Here is a 21,381-nt window from a genome sequence, read left to right on the forward strand (position 1 = left end):
TGACATGCGCTGGCTGAAATTCACGGCATCGAGCAAGACGAGTTGGGGAATCCTCGAAGGCGACCAGATCGTCGCGGTCGACGGCGATCCCTTCGGCGAATGGCAACGCACCTCGCGCAAGCACCCGCTATCGCAGGTCAAGATCGAGCTGCCGCTGGTCCCCCGCACCTTCTATTGCGTCGGCCTGAACTACCTGAAGCATCTGAAGGAAGCCGCCGACAAGCGCGGCGAGGTCCCGGCCGTGCCCGACCGCCCCGAGATCGGTTACCGCGCCCAGAACGCGCTGATCGCGCACGACGAGGACGTCGTGATCCCGTCCTTTGCGACGGAGAAGATCCATTACGAGGGCGAGCTCGTGGTCGTCATCGGCAAGAAGGTCAAGCATCTCACCGAACGGAACGCGATGGATTGCGTGTTCGGCTACACCATCGGCAACGACGTCAGCGAACGGACCTGGCAGAAGGCCGACCGCGGCCTGTGGCGGTCGAAGAATGCCGACACGTTCAAGCCGATGGGACCGTGGATCGAGACCGAGGCCGACCTCGCCGAAATGGAAACGGTCGTCAGGGTCAACGGCACCGAGACCAACCGCTTCCGCACCAACGACATGATCTTCGGCGTCGTCCCGTTCCTGGTCGAACTGACGAAGTATTTCACGCTATGGCCGGGGGACGTGATCTGGATGGGCACGGACGGCGCCTCACCGGACATCCGGCACGGCGACGTCGTCGAGATCGACATCAACGGCATCGGCACGCTGCGCAACCGGTTTGTGCGGGAGCCGTAGTCGTCGCACGCGCGTCTCGAAGCCCTGCGCCTCAGTCCCCCAGGATTGCTTCGGCCTGCGCCGATTTCAATGCCTTCAGGAATGCCCGAATGGCCGGGATTCGTGGTTGCGATTCCAGACCGTAGCGCGACCGCTCAAAAGCTCGCGAAATATCACCAAGATCAGAACGGCAGCGCCACGCTCGTCTTGATCTCCTTCAGCACCACATTGCTGCGGACATAGCGGATGCCGGGAATGCGGAACATGAATTCGTCGAGGAATTTGTTGTAGGCCACCATATCCTGCACGACGACGCGCAGATGGTAGTCTGCATCCCCGGTGGTCGCAAAGCACTCCAGCACCTCGCGCCGCCCGGTCACCCGCGCGACGAACTCGTCGACGAATTTCGCGTCGTGCCGCTCCAGCGAGACATGGAGAATGGCGGACATCGCAAAGCCCGCCTGCTCGCGCGCGACGAGAGCCGCATAGCCCTGGATGACACCGCTCTCCTCCAGCCCGCGGACCCGACGCCAGCACGCCGACGTCGACATGCCGACCTCATCCGCAAGCTGCTGATTGGTGGCGCGGCCATCCTTCTGGAGATGAGCGAGAATCCGTGCGTCCTGATCTTCGATCATGAGCTTGACCAAAATGAGATATCGTACCGATGGTAGCACAAAAGCGGGTAATTCTACCAGAATGACGCTATAATCAGGAAAGATAGGTAAGACCTACCGGCCGCCCGGGCCTACCCTTCTCCCATTCGGCAGGGATGATGCGGGAGGTCCGGATGGACGCCATTCCGTCACTCGACAGCTACGAACTTTCCGACCGCTACGACCGCGACGAGGGACGCGTCTTCCTGACGGGGACGCAGGCGATCGTCCGCATCGCGCTCGACCAGGCGCGGCGCGACCGTGCTCGCGGCCTCAGCACCGCGGGCTTCATCTCCGGCTATCGCGGGTCGCCGCTCGGCGGCATCGATCTCGAACTGTGGCGCATCAAGGAGCGGCTGGCGCGCGACCGCATCGAATTCCTCCCCGCCGTCAACGAGGACCTCGCCGCAACCGCCGTGCTCGGCTCGCAGCAGGTGGAGACGCAGGGGGATCGTGAGGTCGACGGCGTATTCGGGCTCTGGTACGGCAAGGGCCCGGGCGTCGACCGCTCCGGCGATGCGCTGAAGCATGGTAACGCCTACGGCTCCTCGCCGCATGGCGGCGTGCTGGTGGTGGCCGGCGACGACCACGGCTGCGTCTCCTCCTCGATGCCGCACCAGTCCGACGTCGCCTTCATGAGCTGGTTCATGCCGACGCTGCATCCGGCCGATGTCGGCGAGTATCTCGCGTTCGGCGAGTATGGTTACGCGCTGAGCCGTTTCTCCGGCATGTGGGTCGGCTTCAAGGCGATCTCGGAGATCGTGGAATCCGGCGCATCCGTCGCGCTGCGTTCCCCGCGCCTGTTCAACACACCCGACTATTCGCCGCCGCCCGGCGGCCTGCACTATCGCTGGCCCGACCTGCCCGGCCCGCAGATCGAGGAGCGGCTCGAGGCCAAGAAGCACGCGGTCTATGCCTTCGCGAAGGCCAACCCGATCGATCGTCACATCTACGACATTCCGGGCGCGCGCTACGGCATCGTCACGACGGGCAAGGCGCATCTCGACCTGATGGAGGCGCTGCGGCTGATGGGCCTGGACGAGGCCGCCTGCCGTCGCATCGGCATCGACGTCTACAAGGTCGGCATGGTCTGGCCGCTCGCGCTGCACGACGCCATGGACTTCGTGAAGGGCAAGCGCGAGATCCTCGTCGTCGAGGAGAAGCGCGGCATCATCGAGAGCCAGTTCAAGGAATATTTCTACGACTATCCGGGCGCGAAGCCCGAGCGCATGGTCGGCAAGCACGACGAGACCGGGGCGCGCCTGATCTCCTGGACCGGCGAATTGTCGCCGCGCGCACTCGCCGGCGTGCTGGCGCGGCGGCTCGATCCGATGTTTCCGGGCCTCGACCTTGCCTCGCGCGCGGCCGCGCTGCTGCCGGACGCCGAACGCGCGATCGATGTCGGCGGCACGGCACGCACGCCCTATTTCTGCTCGGGATGCCCGCACAACACGTCGACGAAGGTGCCGGAGGGCTCCAAGGCGCTCGCCGGTATCGGCTGCCACTTCATGGCGAGCTGGATGGACCGCGAGACCTCCTCGCTGATCCAGATGGGCGGCGAAGGCGTGAACTGGGCGGCGTCATCGCGCTTCACCGGCCGCAGGCACGTCTTCCAGAATCTCGGCGAAGGCACCTATTATCATTCGGGGTCCATGGCGATCCGGCAGGCGATCGCGGCGAAGGCCAACATCACCTACAAGATCCTGTTCAACGATGCCGTTGCGATGACTGGCGGCCAGCCGGTCGACGGTCCCGTCAGCGTTCACGCGATCGCGCACAGCGTGCGCGCCGAGGGCGTCGCGCGCATCGCGCTGGTGTCAGACGAGCCGTCGCAATTCTCGCCGGCGGACCTGCCGGCCGGCGTCACCATCCATCCGCGCGAGGAGATGGATGCCGTGCAGCGCGATCTGCGCGACGTGGCGGGCGTCTCGGTCCTCATCTACCAGCAGACCTGCGCCACCGAGAAGCGGCGGCGGCGCAAGCGCGGGCAGATCGCCGATCCCAAGCGCTTCGCCTATATCAACGATCTCGTCTGCGAAGGCTGCGGCGACTGCTCGGTCGAATCCAATTGCCTCAGCGTCGAGCCGAAGGAGACGCCGTTCGGCCGCAAGCGCCAGATCAACCTGTCGTCCTGCAACAAGGATTTCTCCTGCCTCAACGGCTTCTGCCCCAGCTTCGTCACCGTCGAGGGCGCGGCGCGCCGGCGAAAGTCGGCGAGCCAGGTCGACGCGGCCGGCCACGCGGCGACGCTGCCGCTGCCCGCCATCCCGTCGCTCGAGCGTCCCTACGACCTGCTGGTGACCGGTGTCGGCGGCACCGGCGTGATCACGGTCGGTGCGCTGATCGGCATGGCCGCGCATCTCGAACGCCGCGGCGTCTCGGTGCTGGACTTCACCGGCTTCGCGCAGAAGTTCGGGCCGGTGCTCAGCTACATCCGCCTGGCGCCGCGCCCGGAGTCGCTGCACCAGGTCCGCATCGACCAGGGCGCGGCCGATGCGCTGATCGGCTGCGATCTCGTGGTCAGCTCCTCGCCGAAGGCCTCGGGCACATATCGCCACGGCATGCGCGCGGCGATCAACACGGCGGAGATGCCCACGGGCGACGTCGTCCGCTTCCGCGACGCCGATCTCGCCTCGCCCGCCCGCCTGCGCGCGATCGGGCGTGTGATCGGTTCGGGCAATCTCGACACGATCAACGCCAATGCGCTCGCCGAGCGGATGCTTGGTGACGCCGTCTATGCCAACATCATCATGCTCGGCTTTGCCTGGCAGAACGGACTGGTGCCGGTCTCGCTGTCGGCACTGCTGCGCGCGATCGAACTGAACGGCGTCGCCGTCGAGCTCAACAAGCAGGCATTCGCCTGGGGCCGGATCGCCGCGACCGAGCCGGATTTCCTGCCGAAGGTGGACGAGGCGCGGAAGGCCGAGACGCTCGACCAGCTTGTCGGCCGCCGTGCCGATTTCCTGACTGCCTATCAGGACGAAGCCTATGCGGCGCGCTACCGGACGACCGTCGCCAAGGTCCACGACGCAGAGGCTACCCTGAACAGCACCGCCCTCACCGAGGCGGTCGCGCGCGCCCTGTTCAAGCTGATGGCCTACAAGGACGAATACGAGGTGGCGCGCCTGCATATGGAGACCGGCTTCCTCGACACGCTGAAGCGCGAGTTCGACGGTGATTTCTCCGTCCGATATCATCTCGCGCCGCCGTTCCTGCCGTCCCGGAAAGATGCGCGGGGGCGGCCGCGCAAGCGCGCCTTCGGCCAGTGGATCCAGGCGCCGCTCTCTGTGCTCGCGCGGCTCAAGGTGCTGCGCGGTACGCGTTTCGATCCGTTCGGCTACACCGCCGAGCGGCGCAGGGAGCGTGACCTGATTGCTTGGTATGATGGCTTGATCGCAGGAATGCTGGACGGCATCAGCAGCGAACGCCTGCCGGATCTCGTGGCCATGGCCAAAGCCCCGATGGACATTCGCGGCTACGGCCCGGTGAAGGACGAGGCCATCCACACCGTCTTGGCCGAGGTCGAGCGCCTGAAGGCACGGCTGGCCTCATCGCCCGACCCCGCCGATTCAGGGACCCGCCGTCACGCTGCGCTTGGCGTCGGGTGAAATCCAGCTCACCACGAAGGTCGCGACGACGGCGACCACGATGTTCAGTGCCAGCGCGCCGAGACCGACATAGAACGTGTGAGCGGCACCGCCGAAGGTGATGCTGGCGAGCGGCTTCAAGCCGTTGCTCCACGCCGTCCACGAACCCCAGCAGATACCGACGGCCCATCCGAGCAGCAGGCTCTCGGCCCGGAACCAGCGCGTATAGAGGCCGAACACCAGCGCGGGCAGCGTCTGGAGAATCCAGAGGCCCCCGAGCAATTGAAGATCGAGCGCATATTGCGTCGGCAGGAACAGGATGAAGGCGAGCGCGCCGACCTTCACCACCAGCGAGGTGATCTTCGCGACGGAGGCTTCGCCGGCATGGCTGATGCCGGGATCGACATAGGACTTCCAGACATTGCGGGTGAACAGATTGGCCGCGCCGATGCTCATCACCGCCGCCGGCACCAGCGCGCCGATTCCGATCGCGGCGAAGGCAAAGCCCGCGAACCAGGACGGGAACAGCGTCTTGAACAGCGTCGGCACGACGTCGTTGGGCGATGCGACCTTGATCTGCGCGGCATAAGCCATGTAGCCGAGCAGCGCGATCAATCCGAGCAGCAGCGTGTAGGCCGGCAGCAGGATCGCATTCTTGCGGATCGTATCGGCCGATTTCGACGCGAAGACGCCGGTCAGCGTGTGCGGATACATGAAGGCGGCCAAGGCCGAGCCCAGGGCCAGCGTCGCATAGGCCAGCATCTGCTCGGGCTTGAGCAATAGCCCGGTATTGCCGCCCTTCGCGACGAAGGCATCGTTCGCCGCGGAGAAGACCGCGCCGTAGCCGCCGAGCCTGGCCGGCACCACGACCACCGCCACCAGCACCACGATGTAGATCATGATGTCCTTGACGAAGGCGATCAGCGCCGGCGCGCGCAGGCCCGAGCTGTAGGTGTAGAGCGCCAGGATGACGAAGGCCGCGACGATCGGCAGCTCACCGGACAGGCCCATCGCCTTGATGACGACCTCCATGCCGATGAGCTGCAGCGCGATGTAGGGCATGGTCGCGACGATGCCGGTAAGCGCGACAGCCAGTTCGAGAATCCTGGAATCATAGGTGGCGTAAACGACGTCGGCGGCCGTGACATGGCCGGCGGCATGCGCGCGTTTCCACAGCACCGGCATCACCGCGAACACGAAGGGATATACTATGATGGTGTAGGGCAACGCGAAGAAACCGTAGGCGCCGACCGCATAGACCAGCGCCGGCACCGCGATCACGGTGTAGGCGGTGTAGAAATCGCCTCCGACCAGGAACCAGGTGATCCAGGTCCCGAACTGACGGCCGCCCAATCCCCACTCGTCGAGATGCGCACCGACCTCGCCGGTCTTCCATCGTGCCGCAACGAACCCCATCACGGTGACAAGCGCAAAGAAGAAGACGAAAATCGCCAGCGCGACCCAGTCGATCTGATTGGTCATCGCACGCTCCTCACGGCGTTTCGTCGGGCGCGCGGCTGCGCCAGACCAGCCAGATCAGCAGCGAGGAGATCGGCACCCAGGCGAGCTGGTACCAGTAGAAGAAGGGAAAGCCGAACAACGAGGGCTCGGCGAAATTATAGAAGGGGACCCAGAGCAGACCGACATAAGGCAGCAACAGCAGGATCCACATCATGTCCTCCGACGTCCGACCGGCAAGCGGGATGACCGCCTGTTCCCTAACGAAATAGGAACCGGATCGTTGCCTTCACAGGAACATTCTCCGCTGTTGCGGTGCAATGCCGGACAAGTGATCGAACGCCGCCGAAAGGGATGGCGGCTTCAGAACGGCTGCCGTCAGGAATAGGGATTGATCAGCTTCTGCTGCTCGGCGCTGTCGTGCACGAGCATGTCGATGAAGGTTCGCACTTTCGCCGACAAATGATGGCGATGCGGATAGACCGCGTTCATCGACATCTCGACCGGCCGGTATTCCGGCAGCAGGCGCATCAGACGACCGGCGTCGAGATCATCCTGCACCAGGAAGCCCGCCAGGAGGCCGATGCCCGAGCCCTCCAGCACCATCCGCCGCAGCGCCTCGCCGCTGTTGGTGACGAGATTGCCCGAGATCCGCACCGAGGCCGGCGCGCCCTTGCGATCGAGGAAGCGCCACTCGTCGCCGAAGGGATAGTTCAGATGGCGGCCGCAATTGTGCCCGGTGAGCTCGGCGAGTTGCAGCAGCCGGCCGTGCTTCTCAAGGTAATCGTGCGAGCAGCACAGCACGTGCCGCCAGGTGGCGAGGCTGCGGACGATGAGACTGGAGTCCGGTGGCGGTGTCATGCGCAGGGCGACGTCGTAGCCCTCCTCGATCAGGTCGACATTGGCCTCGCCCATGCGCAAGTCGATCTTGACCTCCGGATAGGTCGACAGGAGCTTGGCCACCACGCCCGCGACGAACGGCACCATATGGGTCGCCACGTGGATGCGCAGCGTTCCCCGTGGCACCGATTGCAGTTCGCCGGCAATGTCGTCGGCCTGTTCGAGATCGGCGAGGATCTGCGTCGAGCGGTCGTAGTAGGCCTTGCCGACTTCGGTGAGGCTGACCTTGCGCGTGGTGCGATTGAGCAGCCGCACGCCGAGCCTGTCCTCCAGCGCCTGGACATGATTGCTCACCATGGTGGTCGACATGTTGAGGCGGCGGGCGGCGGCGGAAAAGCCGCCGTTCTCGACCACCCGGACGAAGGCCGTGAGGCTGGTAAAGCGGTCCATCTCGGAGCTCCGATTATCCGCTCATGCGGGATAATGCTTCCAGTTCTTCAGGGATTATCACAACGGCCGGGATAGCGCATCTTCCGAGCATCAACAGCGCGCCCCTCCGGAACGGGACGTCTGGGAATTCCGAGGATGTCATGTCGAACGCTTCTTATGTCACTGAAACGAATGAAAAAATCGGCCTCCGCCCGTCCCGGCAGGCAATCAAGCGGGCTGCCCTGGGACTGGCGCTCGCGCTCGGCGTCGCCGTGGCCGGCGACTTCGGCTACAGCTACCTGACGACCGGGCGTTATCTCGAATCCACCGATGACGCTTATGTGAAGGCCGATTCCACGATCATCGCGCCCAAGGTCTCGGGCTACATCGCGCAGGTGCTCGTCGGCGACAACGAGAAGGTTCGCGCCGGCCAGGCGCTGGCGAAGATCGACGATCGCGACTTCAAGGCCGCGCTCGATCAGGCCCGCGCCGACGTCGCCGCAGCGGACGCCTCGGTGCGCAACATCGATGCCCAGCTCGAACTGCAGCAGCCGATCATCGAGCAAAGCACGGCCGACGTCTCCGCCGCCGATGCCAACCTGAAATTCGCGCAGGAAGAGCGCGCGCGCTACGACGAGCTGATGAAGTCGGGCTCGGGCACCATCCAGCGCGCGCAGCAGACCGACGCGGCGCTCCGCGCCAGCACCGCGCAATTGCAGCATGCGAAGTCCGGCCTCGTGGCCGCGCAGCGCAAGGTCGACGTGCTCACCACCCAGCGCGCCCAGGCGACGGCCCAGCGCGAGCGTGCCCGCGCGGTCGCCGAGCAGGCTCAGCTCAATTTGTCCTACACCGAGATCACCGCGCCGGTCGACGGCACGGTCGGCGCCCGCTCGCTGCGCGTCGGTCAGTTCGTGCAGGCCGGCACACAATTGATGGCGGTGGTGCCGCTGGATGCGGTCTATGTGGTCGCGAACTTCAAGGAGACGCAGCTCACGCATGTGCGCGCCGGCCAGCCCGTCGAGTTGCGCATCGACAGCTTCCGCAACGAGACCCTGCGCGGCCATGTCGACAGCCTGTCGCCGGCGAGCGGACTCGAATTCGCGCTGCTGCCGCCCGACAACGCCACCGGCAATTTCACCAAAATCGTGCAGCGCGTTCCGGTGAAGATCGTGCTCGACGACCATAACCTCACAGGCCTGCTGCGGCCCGGCATGTCGGCGATCCCGACCGTCGACACCAAGGCGACGGTGCTGGCCGAACGCGAGACGGCCAAGCGTCTTGCCGAGAACACGCCCCGCCCGAACGGCGGCTGAAGCTGAGGAAGGCTTGCGGCAAGATTATCAAGTCTTGCCGGACGATCCTTCCCGGACTTCCTCGATTATCGAAACCATCCGCCCAACGCATCCTGTCTCCGCATCCGAGACGAGGCTTCCATGAGCACGCTCCAACCGACCCTGAACGCCGCTGCCACGAGCATTCCCGCTCCTTCCGCAGTTCCCGCCTCCCCGGCCGTATCGGCCAAGACCTGGATCGCCGTGATCGGCGCGACGCTCGGCGCGTTCATGGCGGTGCTGAACATCCAGATCGTCAACGCCTCGCTCGCCGACATCCAGGGCGCGATCGGCGCCGGCATCGACGACGGCGGTTGGATCTCCACTTCCTATCTGATCGCCGAGATCGTGGTGATCCCCCTGTCCGGCTGGCTCGCGCAGGTATTCTCGATCCGCATCTATCTCCTCACCAATGCGATCCTGTTCCTGGTGCTGTCCGCCGCCTGCGCGCTGGCGCAGGACCTGCCGCAGATGATCGTGCTCCGCGCGGTGCAGGGTTTCACCGGCGGCGTGCTGATCCCGATGGCCTTCACGCTCATCATCACGCTCTTGCCGCGCGCAAAGCAGCCGGTCGGCCTGGCGCTGTTCGCGCTGTCGGCAACCTTCGCCCCGGCGATCGGCCCGACCATCGGCGGCTATCTCACCGAGAATTTCGGCTGGCAGTACATCTTCTACGTCAACCTCGTCCCCGGCGCGATCATGGTCGGCATGCTCTGGTACGCGCTCGACGCCAAGCCGATGAAGCTGTCGCTGCTGCGCGAGGGCGACTGGGCCGGCATCATCACCATGGCGATCGGTCTGTCCGCGCTCCAGACCGTGCTGGAGGAAGGCAACAAGGACGACTGGTTCGGTTCGCCCTTCATCGTCAAGCTCTCGGTCATCGCCGTCGTTGCCCTGACCGTCTTCCTGATCATCGAGCTCACGGTGAAGAAGCCGCTGTTGAACCTGCGCCTGCTGGTTCGCCGCAATTTCGGCTTCGGCATGCTCGCGAACTTCCTGCTCGGCGTCGCGCTCTACGGCTCGGTGTTCATCCTGCCGCAATACCTGTCGCGCATTCAGGGCTACAATGCCGAGCAGATCGGCATGGTCCTGGCCTGGACCGGACTGCCGCAACTCGTGCTGATCCCGCTGGTGCCGCGCCTGATGCAGAAGTTCGATGCGCGGATCATGATCGGCGTCGGCTTCGTCCTGTTCGCGGTCTCGAACTTCATGAACATCTACATGACCGGCGACTACGCCGCCGACCAGCTGCTGTGGCCGAACGTCGTCCGCGCGATCGGCCAGGCGCTCGTCATGGCGCCGTTGTCCGCGGTCGCGACCGCCGGCATCGAGCCGGAGAACGCGGGCTCGGCGTCCGGCCTGTTCAACATGATGCGCAATCTCGGCGGCGCCGTCGGCATCGCGCTGCTGCAGACCGTGCTGACCAAGCGCGAGCAGTATCACTCCAACGTGCTGATGCAGTCGGTCTCGGTGTTCGAGCAGGCCACCCGCACGCGGCTGGAGCAACTCACGCAGTACTTCATCAATCACGGCGTCCTCGACCGTGCCGACGCAGCTCATCGCGCCTATGTCGCGATCGGCCATATCGTGCAGAAGCAGGCCTTCATTCTCGCGTTCAGCGACACCTTCTACCTGCTCGGCATGACGCTCATCGTCGCTTTCGTCGCCGCCATGTTCCTGAAGAAGCCCGGCCAGGCGTCGGCCGGCGGAGCCCACTGACATCAACCCGAGAGCCGAGGAGAACGACCATGAAGCCCCGTATGAATTTCTACCAGGCCGCGCCCGACACGCTGAAGGCACTGACCGCGCTGGAAGCGCAGGTCCAGTCGACGGGGTTGGAGAAGTCGCTGATCGAGCTCGTCAAGATCCGCGCTTCGGAGATCAACGGCTGCGCCTTCTGCATCAACATGCACACCGAGGACGCCCGCAAGCGCGGCGAGACCGAGCAGCGCATCTATCTGCTGAATGCCTGGCGCGAATCCCCGCTCTATACCGAGCGCGAGCGCGCAGCGCTGGCCTGGACGGAGTCGGTGACGCTGATCTCGGAAACGCGCGCGCCCGACGATGTCTACGAGCAGGTCCGCGCCCAGTTCTCCGAGGAGGAGACGGTGAATTTGACCATGCTGATCGCAACCATCAACGCCTGGAACAGACTCGCGATCGCCTTCCGGGCGGTTCATCCGGTGAAGGTGCGGGTATCGGCAGCGTAGGTTAGGACACGTTCCTCACGCGCGATCTCGCAGGGTGGGCACGGCGCAAGAGCGCCCTTGTCCCACCTACGATGGCCGCGCAATTGGCCTAGACCCCCGTCGCCTTCGCGAACTCCACGTAGATTTCCCGCAGGCGCGTCGCCATCGGGCCGGGCTTGCCGTCGCCGATCTTCTTGCCGTCGATCGCGACCACGGGCTGCACGAACAGGGATGCCGACGTGGCAAAGGCTTCCTTCGCCGCGAGCGCCTCGGCGACGGTAAAGGAACGTTCCTCGACGCGGAGCTGGCGTTCTTCGGCAAGCGCCACCACGGCCTTGCGGGTGCAGCCCGGCAGGATCGCGTTGGAGTTCTTGCGGGTCACGATGACGTCGTCCTTGGTGAGGATGAACGCCGAGGACGAGCCGCCCTCGGTAACGTAACCGTCTTCCAGCATCCAGGCTTCGCCGGCTCCGGCCTCGGCCGCCGCCTGCTTCGCCAGCACCTGCGCCAGCAGTGCCACGCTCTTGATGTCGCGCCGCTCCCAGCGGATGTCGGGCACCGTGATCACGTTGATGCCGGTCTTGGCCGAGGCGGCGTTGATGATGTCCTTCTCGGAGGTGAACATCACCAGGCTCGACTGGACGTCGCCCTTGGGGAACGCGAAATCGCGGCCCTTGTCGGCGCCGCGCGTGACCTGGAGATAGACGAGGCCGTTGACGACCTTGTTGCGCGCGATCAGGTCCTTCTGGATCTCGGTGATGCGCTCGACCGTCTCCGGCAGCTTCAGCTTGATCTCGCCGACCGAACGCTCCAGCCGCGCCAGATGCGAGGCGTTGTCGACCAGCTTGCCGTCGAGCACCGCCGAAACCTCGTAGATACCGTCAGCGAACAGGAAGCCGCGGTCGAGGATCGAGACTTTGGCGTCCGAGAGCGGAACGAATGAGCCGTTGACGTAGGCGATCGAATCCAAGGCAGGTCTCCTGGCCGGAAAGGGGAATTTGGCGCGCTTATACGTCATTTGGGGAGAGCGATCATCCCCTTGTTTCGACATTCCGGGGCACGACGCAGTCGCGAGCCCGGAATCCATACCCATCATCGGGAGTATGGATTCCGGGCTCGCGCTACGCGCGCGCCGGGGGATGCAGAAATCAATGCGACAGGATCTTCGACAGGAACTTCTGCGCGCGGTCGCTGCGCGGCTTGCCGAAAAAGTCGTCCTTCGGGGCGTCCTCGACGATCTCGCCGCGGTCCATGAAGATCACGCGGTTGGCGACCTTGCGGGCAAAGCCCATCTCGTGGGTCACGACCATCATGGTCATGCCCTCACGGGCGAGGTCGACCATGACGTCGAGCACTTCGCTGATCATCTCGGGATCGAGCGCCGAGGTCGGCTCGTCGAACAGCATCGCGATGGGGTCCATGGCGAGCGCGCGCGCGATGGCGACGCGCTGCTGCTGGCCGCCGGAAAGCTGCGCGGGGAATTTCTGCGCATGGTCCTTCAGGCCGACGCGTTCGAGCAACTGCATGCCCTTGGTCAGCGCCTTGTCGTGCGGCCGGCCGAGCACCTTCTCCTGCGCGAGGCAGAGATTGTCGATGATCTTGAGGTGCGGGAACAGCTCGAAGTGCTGGAACACCATGCCGACGCGCGAACGCAGCTTCGGCAGGTTGGTCTTCGGATTGTTGACCTTGACGCCGTCGATCGTGATGTCGCCCTTCTGGAAGGGCTCGAGCGCGTTGACGCACTTGATCAGCGTCGACTTGCCCGAACCGGAGGGACCGCACACCACCACCACCTCACCCTTGGCGACGTTGGTGGTGCAATCGGTCAGCACCTGGAAAGTCGGGCTGTACCATTTATCGACGTGGCTGATTTCAATCATGGTCGACCCTAGCGAAGGATGGCGATGCGCGACTGCAGGCGGCGAACGCCAAACGACGCGATACAGGAGATGGTGAAATAGACGACGGCGGCAAAGAGATACATTTCGACGAGGCGCCCGTCGCGTTGCGCGACCTTGCTGGCCGCACCCAGGAAGTCCGGGATCGACAGCACGTAGACCAGCGAGGTGTCCTGAAACAGAACGATGGTCTGCGTGAGCAGCACCGGCAGCATGTTGCGGAAAGCCTGCGGCAGCACGACGTAGCGCATGGTCTGGGCGTAGGTGAGGCCGAGCGCGCTCGCGGCGGCCGGCTGGCCCCGCGAGATCGACTGGATGCCGGCGCGCATGATCTCGGAGAAGTAGGCGGCCTCGAACATGATGAAGGTGATGAGCGAGGAGGCGAACGCGCCGACGCTGATCGGTCGCGAGGCGCCGGTCAGCCACTGCCCGATATAGGGCACCAGGAAGTAGAACCAGAAGATGACCAGCACCAGCGGCAGCGAGCGCATGAAGTCGACATAGAGGCCGGCGATACGCCCGAGGGTCTTGTAGCCGGACAGCCGCATCAGGGCGATCGCCGTACCGAAGATCAGGCCGCCGAGCGCGGAGAGCGCCGTCAGCGTCAGCGTGAACGTCATGCCCTCGTAGAACAGATAGGGCAACGCGCGGCGGATGACGTCGAAATCGAAATTGGCGAGCATCGCGCTATTTCCCCGTGATGTAGCCGGGGATCGCGACGTAGCGCTCGAGGAAGCGCATCGCAATCACGACGACGGCGTTGACCAGGAGATAGAGGACGGTCGCGGCCGTGAAAGCCTCGAACACCTGGAACGAGAACTCCTGCATCGACCGCGCCTGCCCCGTCAGCTCGATCAGGCCGATCGTGATGGCGACCGCGGTGTTCTTGATGGTGTTGAGGAACTCGGAGGTCAAAGGCGGCAGGATGATGCGGAACGCCATCGGCAGCAGCACGTAACGATAGCCCTGCACGGTGGTCAGCCCGAGCGCGGTCGCCGCCATCTTTTGCCCGCGCGGCAGGGAGCCGATGCCCGCCTGCAATTGCACGGCGACGCGCGCCGACATGAAGAAGCCGATGCCGATCGCCGCCGTCCAGAACGGCGCATTCGGCAGTTGCTTCAGCCACAGGCCGGCGGATTTCGGCAGCAGTTCCGGCAGCACGAAGAACCACAGGAAGAGCTGCACCAGCAGCGGCATGTTGCGGAAGAACTCGACCCAGCAGAAGCCGAACCAATAGGCGCCCCGCGACGGCAGCGTGCGCATGACGCCCACGACCGAACCGAAGATCAGTGCGATGATCCAGGCCAGCAACGCCGTCTTGATGGTCAACACCAGGCCCGACAACAACAGGTCGAGATAGGTGCCGGTCCCCATCGGGTTCGGCTCGAAGAATATTCCCCAGTTCCAGTGGTAGTTCACGTGTCCCTCGCGCGAACGCGCCAATCATGGATGTCGTAGACGTTCATGCAAATGTCCGGCCACTCTGGTGTCAAGAGTGGCCGGACATCGGTCCTGATCCCCAGGATCGGGATTTACTTATAGTCGTCCGGGTTCGGCGAGTCCGAGGGCTTGGCGAACTCGTTCTTCAGCTCGTCGGAGATCGGGGTGTTGAGGTTCAGGCCCTTCGGCGGGATCTTCTGGGTGAACCACTTGTCGTAGATCTTCTGGCCCTCGCCCGAGGTGTAGAGCGCGGCGGTCGCCGCATCGACCACCTTCTTGAAGGGGGCGTCATCCTTGCGCAGCATGATGCCGTAAGGCTCGGGCTTGGAGAACGCGTCCTTGGAGATCGTGTAATCGGACGGCGACTTGGAGCCGGCGACGAGGCTGGCGAGCAGGATGTCGTCCATGACGAAGGCGACCGCGCGGTCGGTCTCGACCATCAGGAAGGCCTCGGCGTGGTCCTTGGCCGGGATGATGTTGGCGCCGAGCTTCTTCTCGACGTTGGCCTCGGTCAGCTGCTTGATGTTGGTGGTTCCGGCGGTCGAGACCACGGTCTTGCCCTTGAGGTCGTCGATCGACTTCAGGCCGCTCGACTTCTTGAAGACGTAGCGGCTCGCGGTCAGGAAGTGGGTGTTGGTGAAGGCGACCTGCTTCTGGCGCTCGGCATTGTTGGTGGTCGAACCGCATTCGAGGTCGATGGTACCGTTGGCCATCAGCGGGATGCGGGTCGCCGAGGTGACCGGGTTGAGCTTGACCTCGAGCTTGTCGAGCTTGAGCTCCTTCTTCACGGCGTCGACGATCTTGTAGCAGATGTCCATCGCGAACCCGACGGGCTTCTGGTTGTCGTCGAGATAGGAGAACGGGATCGAGGAGTCGCGGAAACCGAGCGTGATGGCGCCGGTGTCCTTGATGTTCTTCAGCGTACCGGTCAGCTCCTCGGCACTGGCCTGGCTGACGGCGAAGGTCGCGGCAAGCGCGAGGCCGATGCTACCGAAATATTTCACGTTTTCTTCCCCTTTTAGGATGGTGCCGCTGGATGCAAGCACAAATCGGGCCGGAATAGAATGTAACTTTCGACTGGCACGCGGCTCAGGTTAACGGCCGCGGCAGCTCCCCGAAATCCCAGAACAGCCCGGCCATGATCGTCAAGGCCTCTTCGGTCAATGGCAGCAGGATGTGCTCATTGGGCGCATGCTGGGAGCAGCCGGGATAGGAGTGCGGGACCCAGATCGTCGGCAGGCCCAGAACCTCGGAAAAGACATCGTTGGGCAGCGAGCCGCCGAAATTCGGCAGAACCGCCGGCGCCTTGCCGGTCGTGTTTCGGACCGAATCCGCCGCCCATTTGATCCAGGGGCTGTCGAAATCGGTGCGCGAGGCGGCAAAGCTCTGCGCCGCCCGCACCTCGACCATCGGAAAGCCCCTCTCGACCAGATGCGCGCGGATCGCCTCGATCAGGCCGTCGATCCGGGTGCCGACCACATAGCGCAGCTGCAGCACGGCATTGGCGTGGCCGGGAATGGCGTTTGCCGGCTTCTCGATATTGCCCGACGACATCGCCAGCACTTCGAGCGTGTTCCAGGCATAGAGCCGTTCGGCCGCCGACAGCCCCTCCTCACCCCAATTCTCCGCGAGCGCCGGTTCGTCCTCGGTCGGCACCACCTGCACGTCGGCGAGATAGCTGCGGATCTGGTTGGTCAGCCGCGGCGGTTTCAGGGCATCGAGCTGGAGACGGCCGCGACCGTCGACCAGCGTGGCGATCGCATTGACCAGAATGGTCGCGGGATTGGCGAGCACGCCGCCCCAATTGCCGGAATGGTGCCCGCCGTCGCGTAAATTGACATCGAGATGGATGCGGATACCGCCACGGCAGCCGAGGAACAGGGTCGGCCGGTCCGCCGACAGACGAGGCCCGTCGGAGGCCATGAACAGATCGGCCTTCAGCGCCTCGCGATGGAGATCGCAGACCTTGCCGAGATCGGGCGAGCCGATCTCCTCGCCCATCTCGACGATGAATTTCGCATTGAAGCCGAGCTTGCCCCTGCGGGCCTCGCGCACCGCGCGGAGCGCGGCCATGTTGATGCTGTGCTGGCCCTTGTTGTCGGCGGTCCCGCGGCCATAGAGCCGATTGCCTGCCGCCATGGTGCGCCAGGGATCGCGGCCCTCGCGCCACTCACCCTCCATGCCGTCGACCACGTCGCCATGGCCGTAGATCAGCACGGTCGGCAGCGAGGCGCCCTCGTGATGCTCGGCGAACAGGAACGGCGCCTTGCCGCTCGGGGACTCGACCAAGCGGCTCTCGAAGCCGAGCGCCGCGAAAGCGGGCCGCATCTCCTGTTCCAGATAGGCGCGCAGTTCCGCGCCGCGCGACGGATTCTGGCTTTCGGTCCGATAGGCGACGCGGCGGGCAAGCTCGGTCAGGAACGCGCCGGATGCGAAATCGGTGCGGGCATGGGCGATGGCGTCGGCTCTGGTCATGGCTTCGTTTTCAAGGTCTCGAACCGGGTCAGCGTAATGGCCTTTCCGGACTGTCGAAAGTGGCGGGGACTTCGATCGTTCTTGCGATTTCGTTCTTGCTCTCTTGAGATTGGCTTGCCAAGGGCGGAACGGCCTCTGATTTTGGCCTTGCCAACGCCAGGCCATATGCAACAAGCCATGTGCGATTGCCGTACACAATAAGCCGTATGCAAGAACTCCGCCAAGTTCGGGCGCACGTCTATCATCCGAAAAATGCTCAGGACAGCGCGCCGGGGGACCACCATGCCCAAACAGATCAGGCTCAACGCCTTTGCGATGAATTGCGTCGCGCACCAGTCACCGGGCCTGTGGACCCATCCGCGCGACCGCACGTCCGAATATAATCGCCTGCCCTACTGGATCGATCTGGCCAAGACGCTGGAACGCGGGCGCTTCGACGGGCTGTTCCTGGCCGACGTGCTCGGCGTCTACGACGTCTATGGCAACAGCCCCGATGCGGCCTTGCGCAACGCAGCACAGACACCGTCGAACGAGCCGCTGCTGCTGCTCTCCGCGATGGCAGCGGTGACGCAGAATCTCGGCTTCGGCGCTACCAGCAATCTCTCCTTCGAACCGCCCTACCCGTTCGCGCGACGGATGTCGACGCTCGATCACCTGACCGAGGGACGCATCGGGTGGAACGTCGTCACCGGCTATCTCGACAGCGCCGCGCGCGGCGCCGGCAAGGACAAGCAGACCGGGCATGACGACCGCTACGACATCGCCGACGAATATATGGAAGTGGTCTACAAGCTCTGGGAAGGAAGCTGGGAGGACGACGCGGTGCTGCGGGATCGCAAGCGCGGCATCTTCACCGACCCGGCGAAAGTCCATCGCGTCAACCATGAGGGCGCGAACTACCGCATCAACAACACGATCCACCTGAGCGAGCCGTCGCCGCAGCGAACGCCCGTCCTGTACCAGGCCGGCACGTCGCCGCGCGGGCGGCAGTTCGCGGCGAAGCACGCCGAATGCGTATTCATGTCGGGGCCATCGGCCAAGGTGATCGCGCCACGCGTCTCCGCGATCCGGCAGGAGGCCGCGGCGCTCGGACGCAACCCGGCCGAGATCCTGATGTTCTCGATGATGACGATCATCCTCGGCCGGACCGAAGCCGAAGCGCAGGCGAAATATGCCGACTATCGCCGCCACATCAGCCCCGAGGGCGCGCTGGCGCTGATGTCGGGATGGACCGGCGTCGACTTCTCCGGCTACGACCTCGACCAGCAGGTGCGCCACGTCCAGAACGACGCCGGCCGCAGCGCGATGGACAACGTGACCCGCGCCGACCCCGATCGCGTCTGGACCGTGCGCGACGTCATCGAGCATGTCGGCGTCGGCGGTGCCGGCCCCGTCGTGGTCGGCACGCCCGAGAGCGTCGCCGACAAGATCGAGGATTGGTTCGAGAAGACCGACGTCGACGGCCTCAACGTCGCCTTCGCGATCTCGCCCGGTGATTTCGAGGACATCGCCGACATGCTGGTGCCGGAACTGACCCGGCGCGGGCGGTACAAGCAGGAGTATGCGCCGGGCACGCTGCGTGAGAAGCTGTTCGGCCAGGGCCGCGCGAAGCTCGGCGCGCCGCATCCGGCGGCGGGCTATCGGGTGGGAAGGACGGGGTAGACCGAACCTCGCGCCACGCTGGGTGTCGTCCCGGCGAAGGCGGGACCGATCACACGCGAAGCAATTTGGCGAAAAACAGTCGATCGGGATTGGCGACGTCCGCAATCGCTGGATCACGCGGTATGGGTCCCGGCCTTCGCCGGGACGACGATGCGGAGGTGACTCCTCCTCGTCATTGCGATCCTACGGGTGCGCGCGAAGCGCGGCCCGATGACAGGCTCCGCGAAGCAGTTCAGACTGCCACCGTCGCGGGGTTCTGGATTGCTTCGCGGCGCTCGCAATGACGGCGGCCGACGGAGCTACACCCTGCCGTCCACTATCACCTCGATCAGCTTCGTTCCCGGCCGGCTGAACGCGGACGAAAGCGTCGCCTTCAGTTCGCGGCTGTCGCTGACCTTGATCGCCTCGCATCCCAGCGCCTTGGCCATGCCGGCGAAATCCACCGGCGGATCGACGAAGTCCATGCCGACGTAATTGTCGTCGCCGTGGAAGGCGAGCAGGCGTTGCTTGATGATCCGGTAGCCGCCGTTGTTGGCAATGACGACGTTGAGCGGCAGCTTGTGATGCGCGGCCGTCCACAACGACTGGATCGAGTACATCGCGCTGCCGTCGCCGGAGAAGCAGACCACGGGCCGGTCCGGATTGGCGATGCTGACGCCGACAGACGCCGGCAGGCCCCAGCCGATGCCGCCGGAGGCGAGCCCGTGATAACCGTAGCGGTCGCGATGCGGATGCAACGCCGAGATCTGGCGGCTGGAGGTGAGGCCCTCGTCGACGAGGATGGCGTTGTCAGGCATCGCCTCGGCCATTTGCAGCACGAGAAAATCCGGATCAATCGGCGTGCGGCCGGCGCTCTTGCCGATCTGCTCGACCAGCGCGGCGCGCCGCGCGGTCCAGTTCTTCGGCGCGAGTTCTGCGAGACGCTGCTTCGCGCGTTGGGCCAATGTCGCGCCACCCATCTCCTTCAGCACGGGGATCAGCGCGCGCAGCGTCTCCTTCAAATCCGCCTTCAGCGCGATCTCGACGCCGTAGTTCTTGGCGATTTCCCAATCGACCAGGCCGACCTGCACGATGCCGAGACCTTCGGGCAGCGCATCGACCTCGCTATAGACCGACATCCGCAGGGGATCGCCGCCGAGCGCGATCAGCAGGTCGTACGGCGCGAGCGTGTCGCGCGCGACCTTCTGCACGCGCGCAAGCGTCCCGACGAAGCTCGGGCTCTCGGACAGGAAGTGAGCGCCATAGGGCGTCGAGGACTGGTAGGCCGCCGCCCCGAGCAGTTCGGCGAGTTCGGCCGCCTCCTTCAGCGCGTCGCTCTTGACGACCTCGTCCATGGTGACGATCACGGGGCGCTCGGCCTTGAGCAGTCGCGCCGCGAAAGCCCTGAGCGCCTCGTCCGAGGGCCGCGTGCGCGCGTCGATGCGGGTGGACCGACCGAGGTCGATCCCCGCCTCGCTGTTCAGGATGTCGCCGGGCAGCGAGATGAACACTGGCCCGGTCGGCGGCGTCATCGCCACCTTGGCGGCGCGGCGCACGATGCGTGGCAGGTCTTCCAGCCGCGTCACCTCGACGGCCCATTTCACCAGCGGCTCGGCCATGCGCACCAGCGGGCCGTAGAGCACCGGCTCCATCAGGCCGTGGCCCTGCTCCTGCTGGCCGGCGGTCAGGATCATCGGGGTGCCCGTGAATTGCGCGTTGTAGAGCGAGCCCATCGCGTTGCCGAGGCCGGGCGCGACATGGACGTTGCAGGCGACGAGCTTTCCGGAGGCGCGGCTGTAGCCATCCGCGATCGCGACCACGAGGCTCTCCTGCATCGCCATCACATAGGTGAGGTCGGGATGATCCTTCAGCGCGTGCATGATCGGCAGCTCGGTGGTGCCGGGATTGCCGAACAGATGCGTGATGCCCTCGTCCTTGAGCAGCGCGAGAAAGGCGGAGCGGCCGGTGATCTTGTTCTTCATGTTCCCTCCAGGCCTCGCGGATGTTGCCGCGCAGGACGGTGGCATGATGGACGAAGTCGCCGGAGGCACGCAAGGAAGCGCAGTCATGGCTGCGTTGCGCGGGACAGGAAAGCCCCACTCGCGTGCCCGGACGCGGCGGCCGTGCTAGATCTCCTCGCGTCCCAGCTCGAACGGATCCTCGCCGCTCGTGCGCTTCTTCTTTTTCGAGCGCTGCCAGACCACGCCGGGAAAGCCTTTCAGCGGCACCAGCGGTTCGCCCGTATAGGCCCATTCCTGCAGCTCTTCGATCGCGATGTGATAGAGCGGCTGGCGGCCGGTGCGCTCCTTGAACAGGGCGCGGGGAATGTTGACCATGTGCGGGCCGCGCGGGCGCTCATAGGCGATAGGCGTGCCGCAATGCGAGCAGAAGCTGCGCGCGGTTTTCATTGCCTTGTCCTCGTAGCGGGTGAGCGCGGCCTTGCCCGAGATGATGCGAAAGCGCTTCTTCCAGCTTCCGACATAGGTGGCGTAGGCGGCGCCGTGGGCACGGCGGCTGGCCGCCGAATGATCGTGCCAGGCCCAGCGCGCGGGAACATCGATCTCGAAGATGACCTCGCCGCAGAGGCATTGGCCGGTGGCGGTTCCGGCGGCGGCCGCAGCTTTGGCCATGGTGGCTCTCCCCGTCGTCATCGCGAGCGACACTCATTTGG

Annotated in this window: 18 protein-coding genes; 6 read left to right on the forward strand and 12 right to left on the reverse strand. The window is 65.0% G+C overall.

The window, feature by feature from the left end; genetic code table 11:
- Positions 1 to 4 precede the first annotated feature (4 nt).
- Entirely contained in the window at positions 5 to 787 is a 783-nt protein-coding gene (locus QM712_RS17000; RefSeq protein WP_415024273.1) for a fumarylacetoacetate hydrolase family protein, read from the forward strand.
- A 161-nt stretch (positions 788 to 948) separates the two neighbouring features.
- On the opposite strand, the gene QM712_RS17005 is transcribed toward QM712_RS17000, so the two are convergent.
- Positions 949 to 1,404 carry an Lrp/AsnC family transcriptional regulator gene (locus tag QM712_RS17005; protein WP_415024274.1) on the reverse strand — a complete coding sequence of 152 codons (456 nt, stop codon included), beginning with the start codon at positions 1,402 to 1,404 and terminating at the stop codon, positions 949 to 951.
- A gap of 152 nt (positions 1,405 to 1,556) precedes the next feature.
- On the opposite strand from QM712_RS17005, the gene QM712_RS17010 reads away from it, so the two are divergent.
- A complete protein-coding gene (locus QM712_RS17010) occupies positions 1,557 to 5,030 on the forward strand; it encodes an indolepyruvate ferredoxin oxidoreductase family protein (RefSeq protein WP_415024275.1) in 3,474 nt (1,157 codons plus the stop codon).
- Here QM712_RS17010 and mctP read toward each other — a convergent pair.
- The 3 genes from mctP to QM712_RS17025 all read right to left on the reverse strand — a co-directional run bounded on the left by mctP (position 4,992) and on the right by QM712_RS17025 (position 7,757).
- Positions 4,992 to 6,491, reverse strand: coding sequence for a monocarboxylate uptake permease MctP (gene mctP / locus QM712_RS17015; protein ID WP_415024276.1), 1,500 nt, complete (start codon positions 6,489 to 6,491; stop codon positions 4,992 to 4,994). The genes QM712_RS17010 and mctP overlap by 39 nt on opposite strands.
- A gap of 10 nt (positions 6,492 to 6,501) precedes the next feature.
- Positions 6,502 to 6,681, reverse strand: coding sequence for a DUF3311 domain-containing protein (locus QM712_RS17020; protein ID WP_415024328.1), 180 nt, complete (start codon positions 6,679 to 6,681; stop codon positions 6,502 to 6,504).
- Between the two features lie 164 nt (positions 6,682 to 6,845).
- Entirely contained in the window at positions 6,846 to 7,757 is a 912-nt protein-coding gene (locus QM712_RS17025; RefSeq protein WP_415024277.1) for a LysR family transcriptional regulator, read from the reverse strand.
- 140 nt (positions 7,758 to 7,897) lie between these two features.
- Here QM712_RS17025 and QM712_RS17030 point away from each other — a divergent pair, with 140 nt between their 5' ends.
- From QM712_RS17030 to QM712_RS17040, 3 genes are all read left to right on the forward strand, one after another.
- Entirely contained in the window at positions 7,898 to 9,049 is a 1,152-nt protein-coding gene (locus QM712_RS17030) for an HlyD family secretion protein (protein ID WP_415024278.1), read from the forward strand.
- A gap of 120 nt (positions 9,050 to 9,169) precedes the next feature.
- Positions 9,170 to 10,786 (forward strand): MDR family MFS transporter, encoded by a 1,617-nt coding sequence (locus QM712_RS17035; protein ID WP_415024279.1) that lies wholly within the window; start codon positions 9,170 to 9,172, stop codon positions 10,784 to 10,786.
- 29 nt (positions 10,787 to 10,815) lie between these two features.
- Entirely contained in the window at positions 10,816 to 11,277 is a 462-nt protein-coding gene (locus QM712_RS17040) for a carboxymuconolactone decarboxylase family protein (RefSeq protein WP_415024280.1), read from the forward strand.
- A gap of 88 nt (positions 11,278 to 11,365) precedes the next feature.
- Here the strand turns inward: QM712_RS17040 and QM712_RS17045 are convergent, their stop codons facing one another.
- From QM712_RS17045 to QM712_RS17070, 6 genes are all read right to left on the reverse strand, one after another.
- Positions 11,366 to 12,226: a D-amino-acid transaminase gene (locus QM712_RS17045; RefSeq protein ID WP_415024281.1), complete on the reverse strand. Its 861-nt coding sequence runs from the start codon at positions 12,224 to 12,226 to the stop codon at positions 11,366 to 11,368.
- Between the two features lie 178 nt (positions 12,227 to 12,404).
- Positions 12,405 to 13,136, reverse strand: coding sequence for an amino acid ABC transporter ATP-binding protein (locus QM712_RS17050; protein ID WP_415024282.1), 732 nt, complete (start codon positions 13,134 to 13,136; stop codon positions 12,405 to 12,407).
- Between the two features lie 8 nt (positions 13,137 to 13,144).
- Positions 13,145 to 13,837, reverse strand: a complete 693-nt coding sequence (locus tag QM712_RS17055; RefSeq protein WP_415024283.1) for an amino acid ABC transporter permease — start codon at positions 13,835 to 13,837, stop codon at positions 13,145 to 13,147.
- A gap of 4 nt (positions 13,838 to 13,841) precedes the next feature.
- On the reverse strand, positions 13,842 to 14,573 hold the full coding sequence (locus tag QM712_RS17060; protein WP_415024284.1) for an amino acid ABC transporter permease: 732 nt from the start codon (positions 14,571 to 14,573) through the stop codon (positions 13,842 to 13,844).
- A 113-nt stretch (positions 14,574 to 14,686) separates the two neighbouring features.
- On the reverse strand, positions 14,687 to 15,598 hold the full coding sequence (locus QM712_RS17065; protein WP_415024285.1) for an amino acid ABC transporter substrate-binding protein: 912 nt from the start codon (positions 15,596 to 15,598) through the stop codon (positions 14,687 to 14,689).
- 85 nt (positions 15,599 to 15,683) lie between these two features.
- Positions 15,684 to 17,069, reverse strand: coding sequence for a M20 family metallopeptidase (locus tag QM712_RS17070; protein WP_415024286.1), 1,386 nt, complete (start codon positions 17,067 to 17,069; stop codon positions 15,684 to 15,686).
- Positions 17,070 to 17,351: 282 nt separating this feature from the next.
- On the opposite strand from QM712_RS17070, the gene QM712_RS17075 reads away from it, so the two are divergent.
- A complete protein-coding gene (locus QM712_RS17075) occupies positions 17,352 to 18,731 on the forward strand; it encodes an LLM class flavin-dependent oxidoreductase (protein ID WP_415024287.1) in 1,380 nt (459 codons plus the stop codon).
- Positions 18,732 to 19,030: 299 nt separating this feature from the next.
- Here QM712_RS17075 and QM712_RS17080 read toward each other — a convergent pair whose 3' ends face one another.
- Both QM712_RS17080 and QM712_RS17085 read right to left on the reverse strand, forming a co-directional pair.
- Positions 19,031 to 20,692 carry a thiamine pyrophosphate-binding protein gene (locus tag QM712_RS17080; RefSeq protein WP_415024288.1) on the reverse strand — a complete coding sequence of 554 codons (1,662 nt, stop codon included), beginning with the start codon at positions 20,690 to 20,692 and terminating at the stop codon, positions 19,031 to 19,033.
- 144 nt (positions 20,693 to 20,836) lie between these two features.
- Positions 20,837 to 21,340: a GFA family protein gene (locus QM712_RS17085; protein WP_415024289.1), complete on the reverse strand. Its 504-nt coding sequence runs from the start codon at positions 21,338 to 21,340 to the stop codon at positions 20,837 to 20,839.
- Positions 21,341 to 21,381 lie beyond the last annotated feature (41 nt).

The sequence above is a fragment of the Bradyrhizobium sp. genome (assembly GCF_047605465.1).
Lineage (GTDB): Bacteria > Pseudomonadota > Alphaproteobacteria > Rhizobiales > Xanthobacteraceae > Bradyrhizobium.

Coding starts and splice junctions, on each gene's coding strand:
- QM712_RS17000 (WP_415024273.1), top strand. CDS start 5: ATGCGCTGGCTGAAATTCACGGCATCGAGCAAGACGAGTTGGGGAATC.
- QM712_RS17005 (WP_415024274.1), bottom strand. CDS start 1,404: ATGATCGAAGATCAGGACGCACGGATTCTCGCTCATCTCCAGAAGGAT.
- QM712_RS17010 (WP_415024275.1), top strand. CDS start 1,557: ATGGACGCCATTCCGTCACTCGACAGCTACGAACTTTCCGACCGCTAC.
- mctP (WP_415024276.1), bottom strand. CDS start 6,491: ATGACCAATCAGATCGACTGGGTCGCGCTGGCGATTTTCGTCTTCTTC.
- QM712_RS17020 (WP_415024328.1), bottom strand. CDS start 6,681: ATGTGGATCCTGCTGTTGCTGCCTTATGTCGGTCTGCTCTGGGTCCCC.
- QM712_RS17025 (WP_415024277.1), bottom strand. CDS start 7,757: ATGGACCGCTTTACCAGCCTCACGGCCTTCGTCCGGGTGGTCGAGAAC.
- QM712_RS17030 (WP_415024278.1), top strand. CDS start 7,898: ATGTCGAACGCTTCTTATGTCACTGAAACGAATGAAAAAATCGGCCTC.
- QM712_RS17035 (WP_415024279.1), top strand. CDS start 9,170: ATGAGCACGCTCCAACCGACCCTGAACGCCGCTGCCACGAGCATTCCC.
- QM712_RS17040 (WP_415024280.1), top strand. CDS start 10,816: ATGAAGCCCCGTATGAATTTCTACCAGGCCGCGCCCGACACGCTGAAG.
- QM712_RS17050 (WP_415024282.1), bottom strand. CDS start 13,136: ATGATTGAAATCAGCCACGTCGATAAATGGTACAGCCCGACTTTCCAG.
- QM712_RS17055 (WP_415024283.1), bottom strand. CDS start 13,837: ATGCTCGCCAATTTCGATTTCGACGTCATCCGCCGCGCGTTGCCCTAT.
- QM712_RS17070 (WP_415024286.1), bottom strand. CDS start 17,069: ATGACCAGAGCCGACGCCATCGCCCATGCCCGCACCGATTTCGCATCC.
- QM712_RS17075 (WP_415024287.1), top strand. CDS start 17,352: ATGCCCAAACAGATCAGGCTCAACGCCTTTGCGATGAATTGCGTCGCG.
- QM712_RS17080 (WP_415024288.1), bottom strand. CDS start 20,692: ATGAAGAACAAGATCACCGGCCGCTCCGCCTTTCTCGCGCTGCTCAAG.
- QM712_RS17085 (WP_415024289.1), bottom strand. CDS start 21,340: ATGGCCAAAGCTGCGGCCGCCGCCGGAACCGCCACCGGCCAATGCCTC.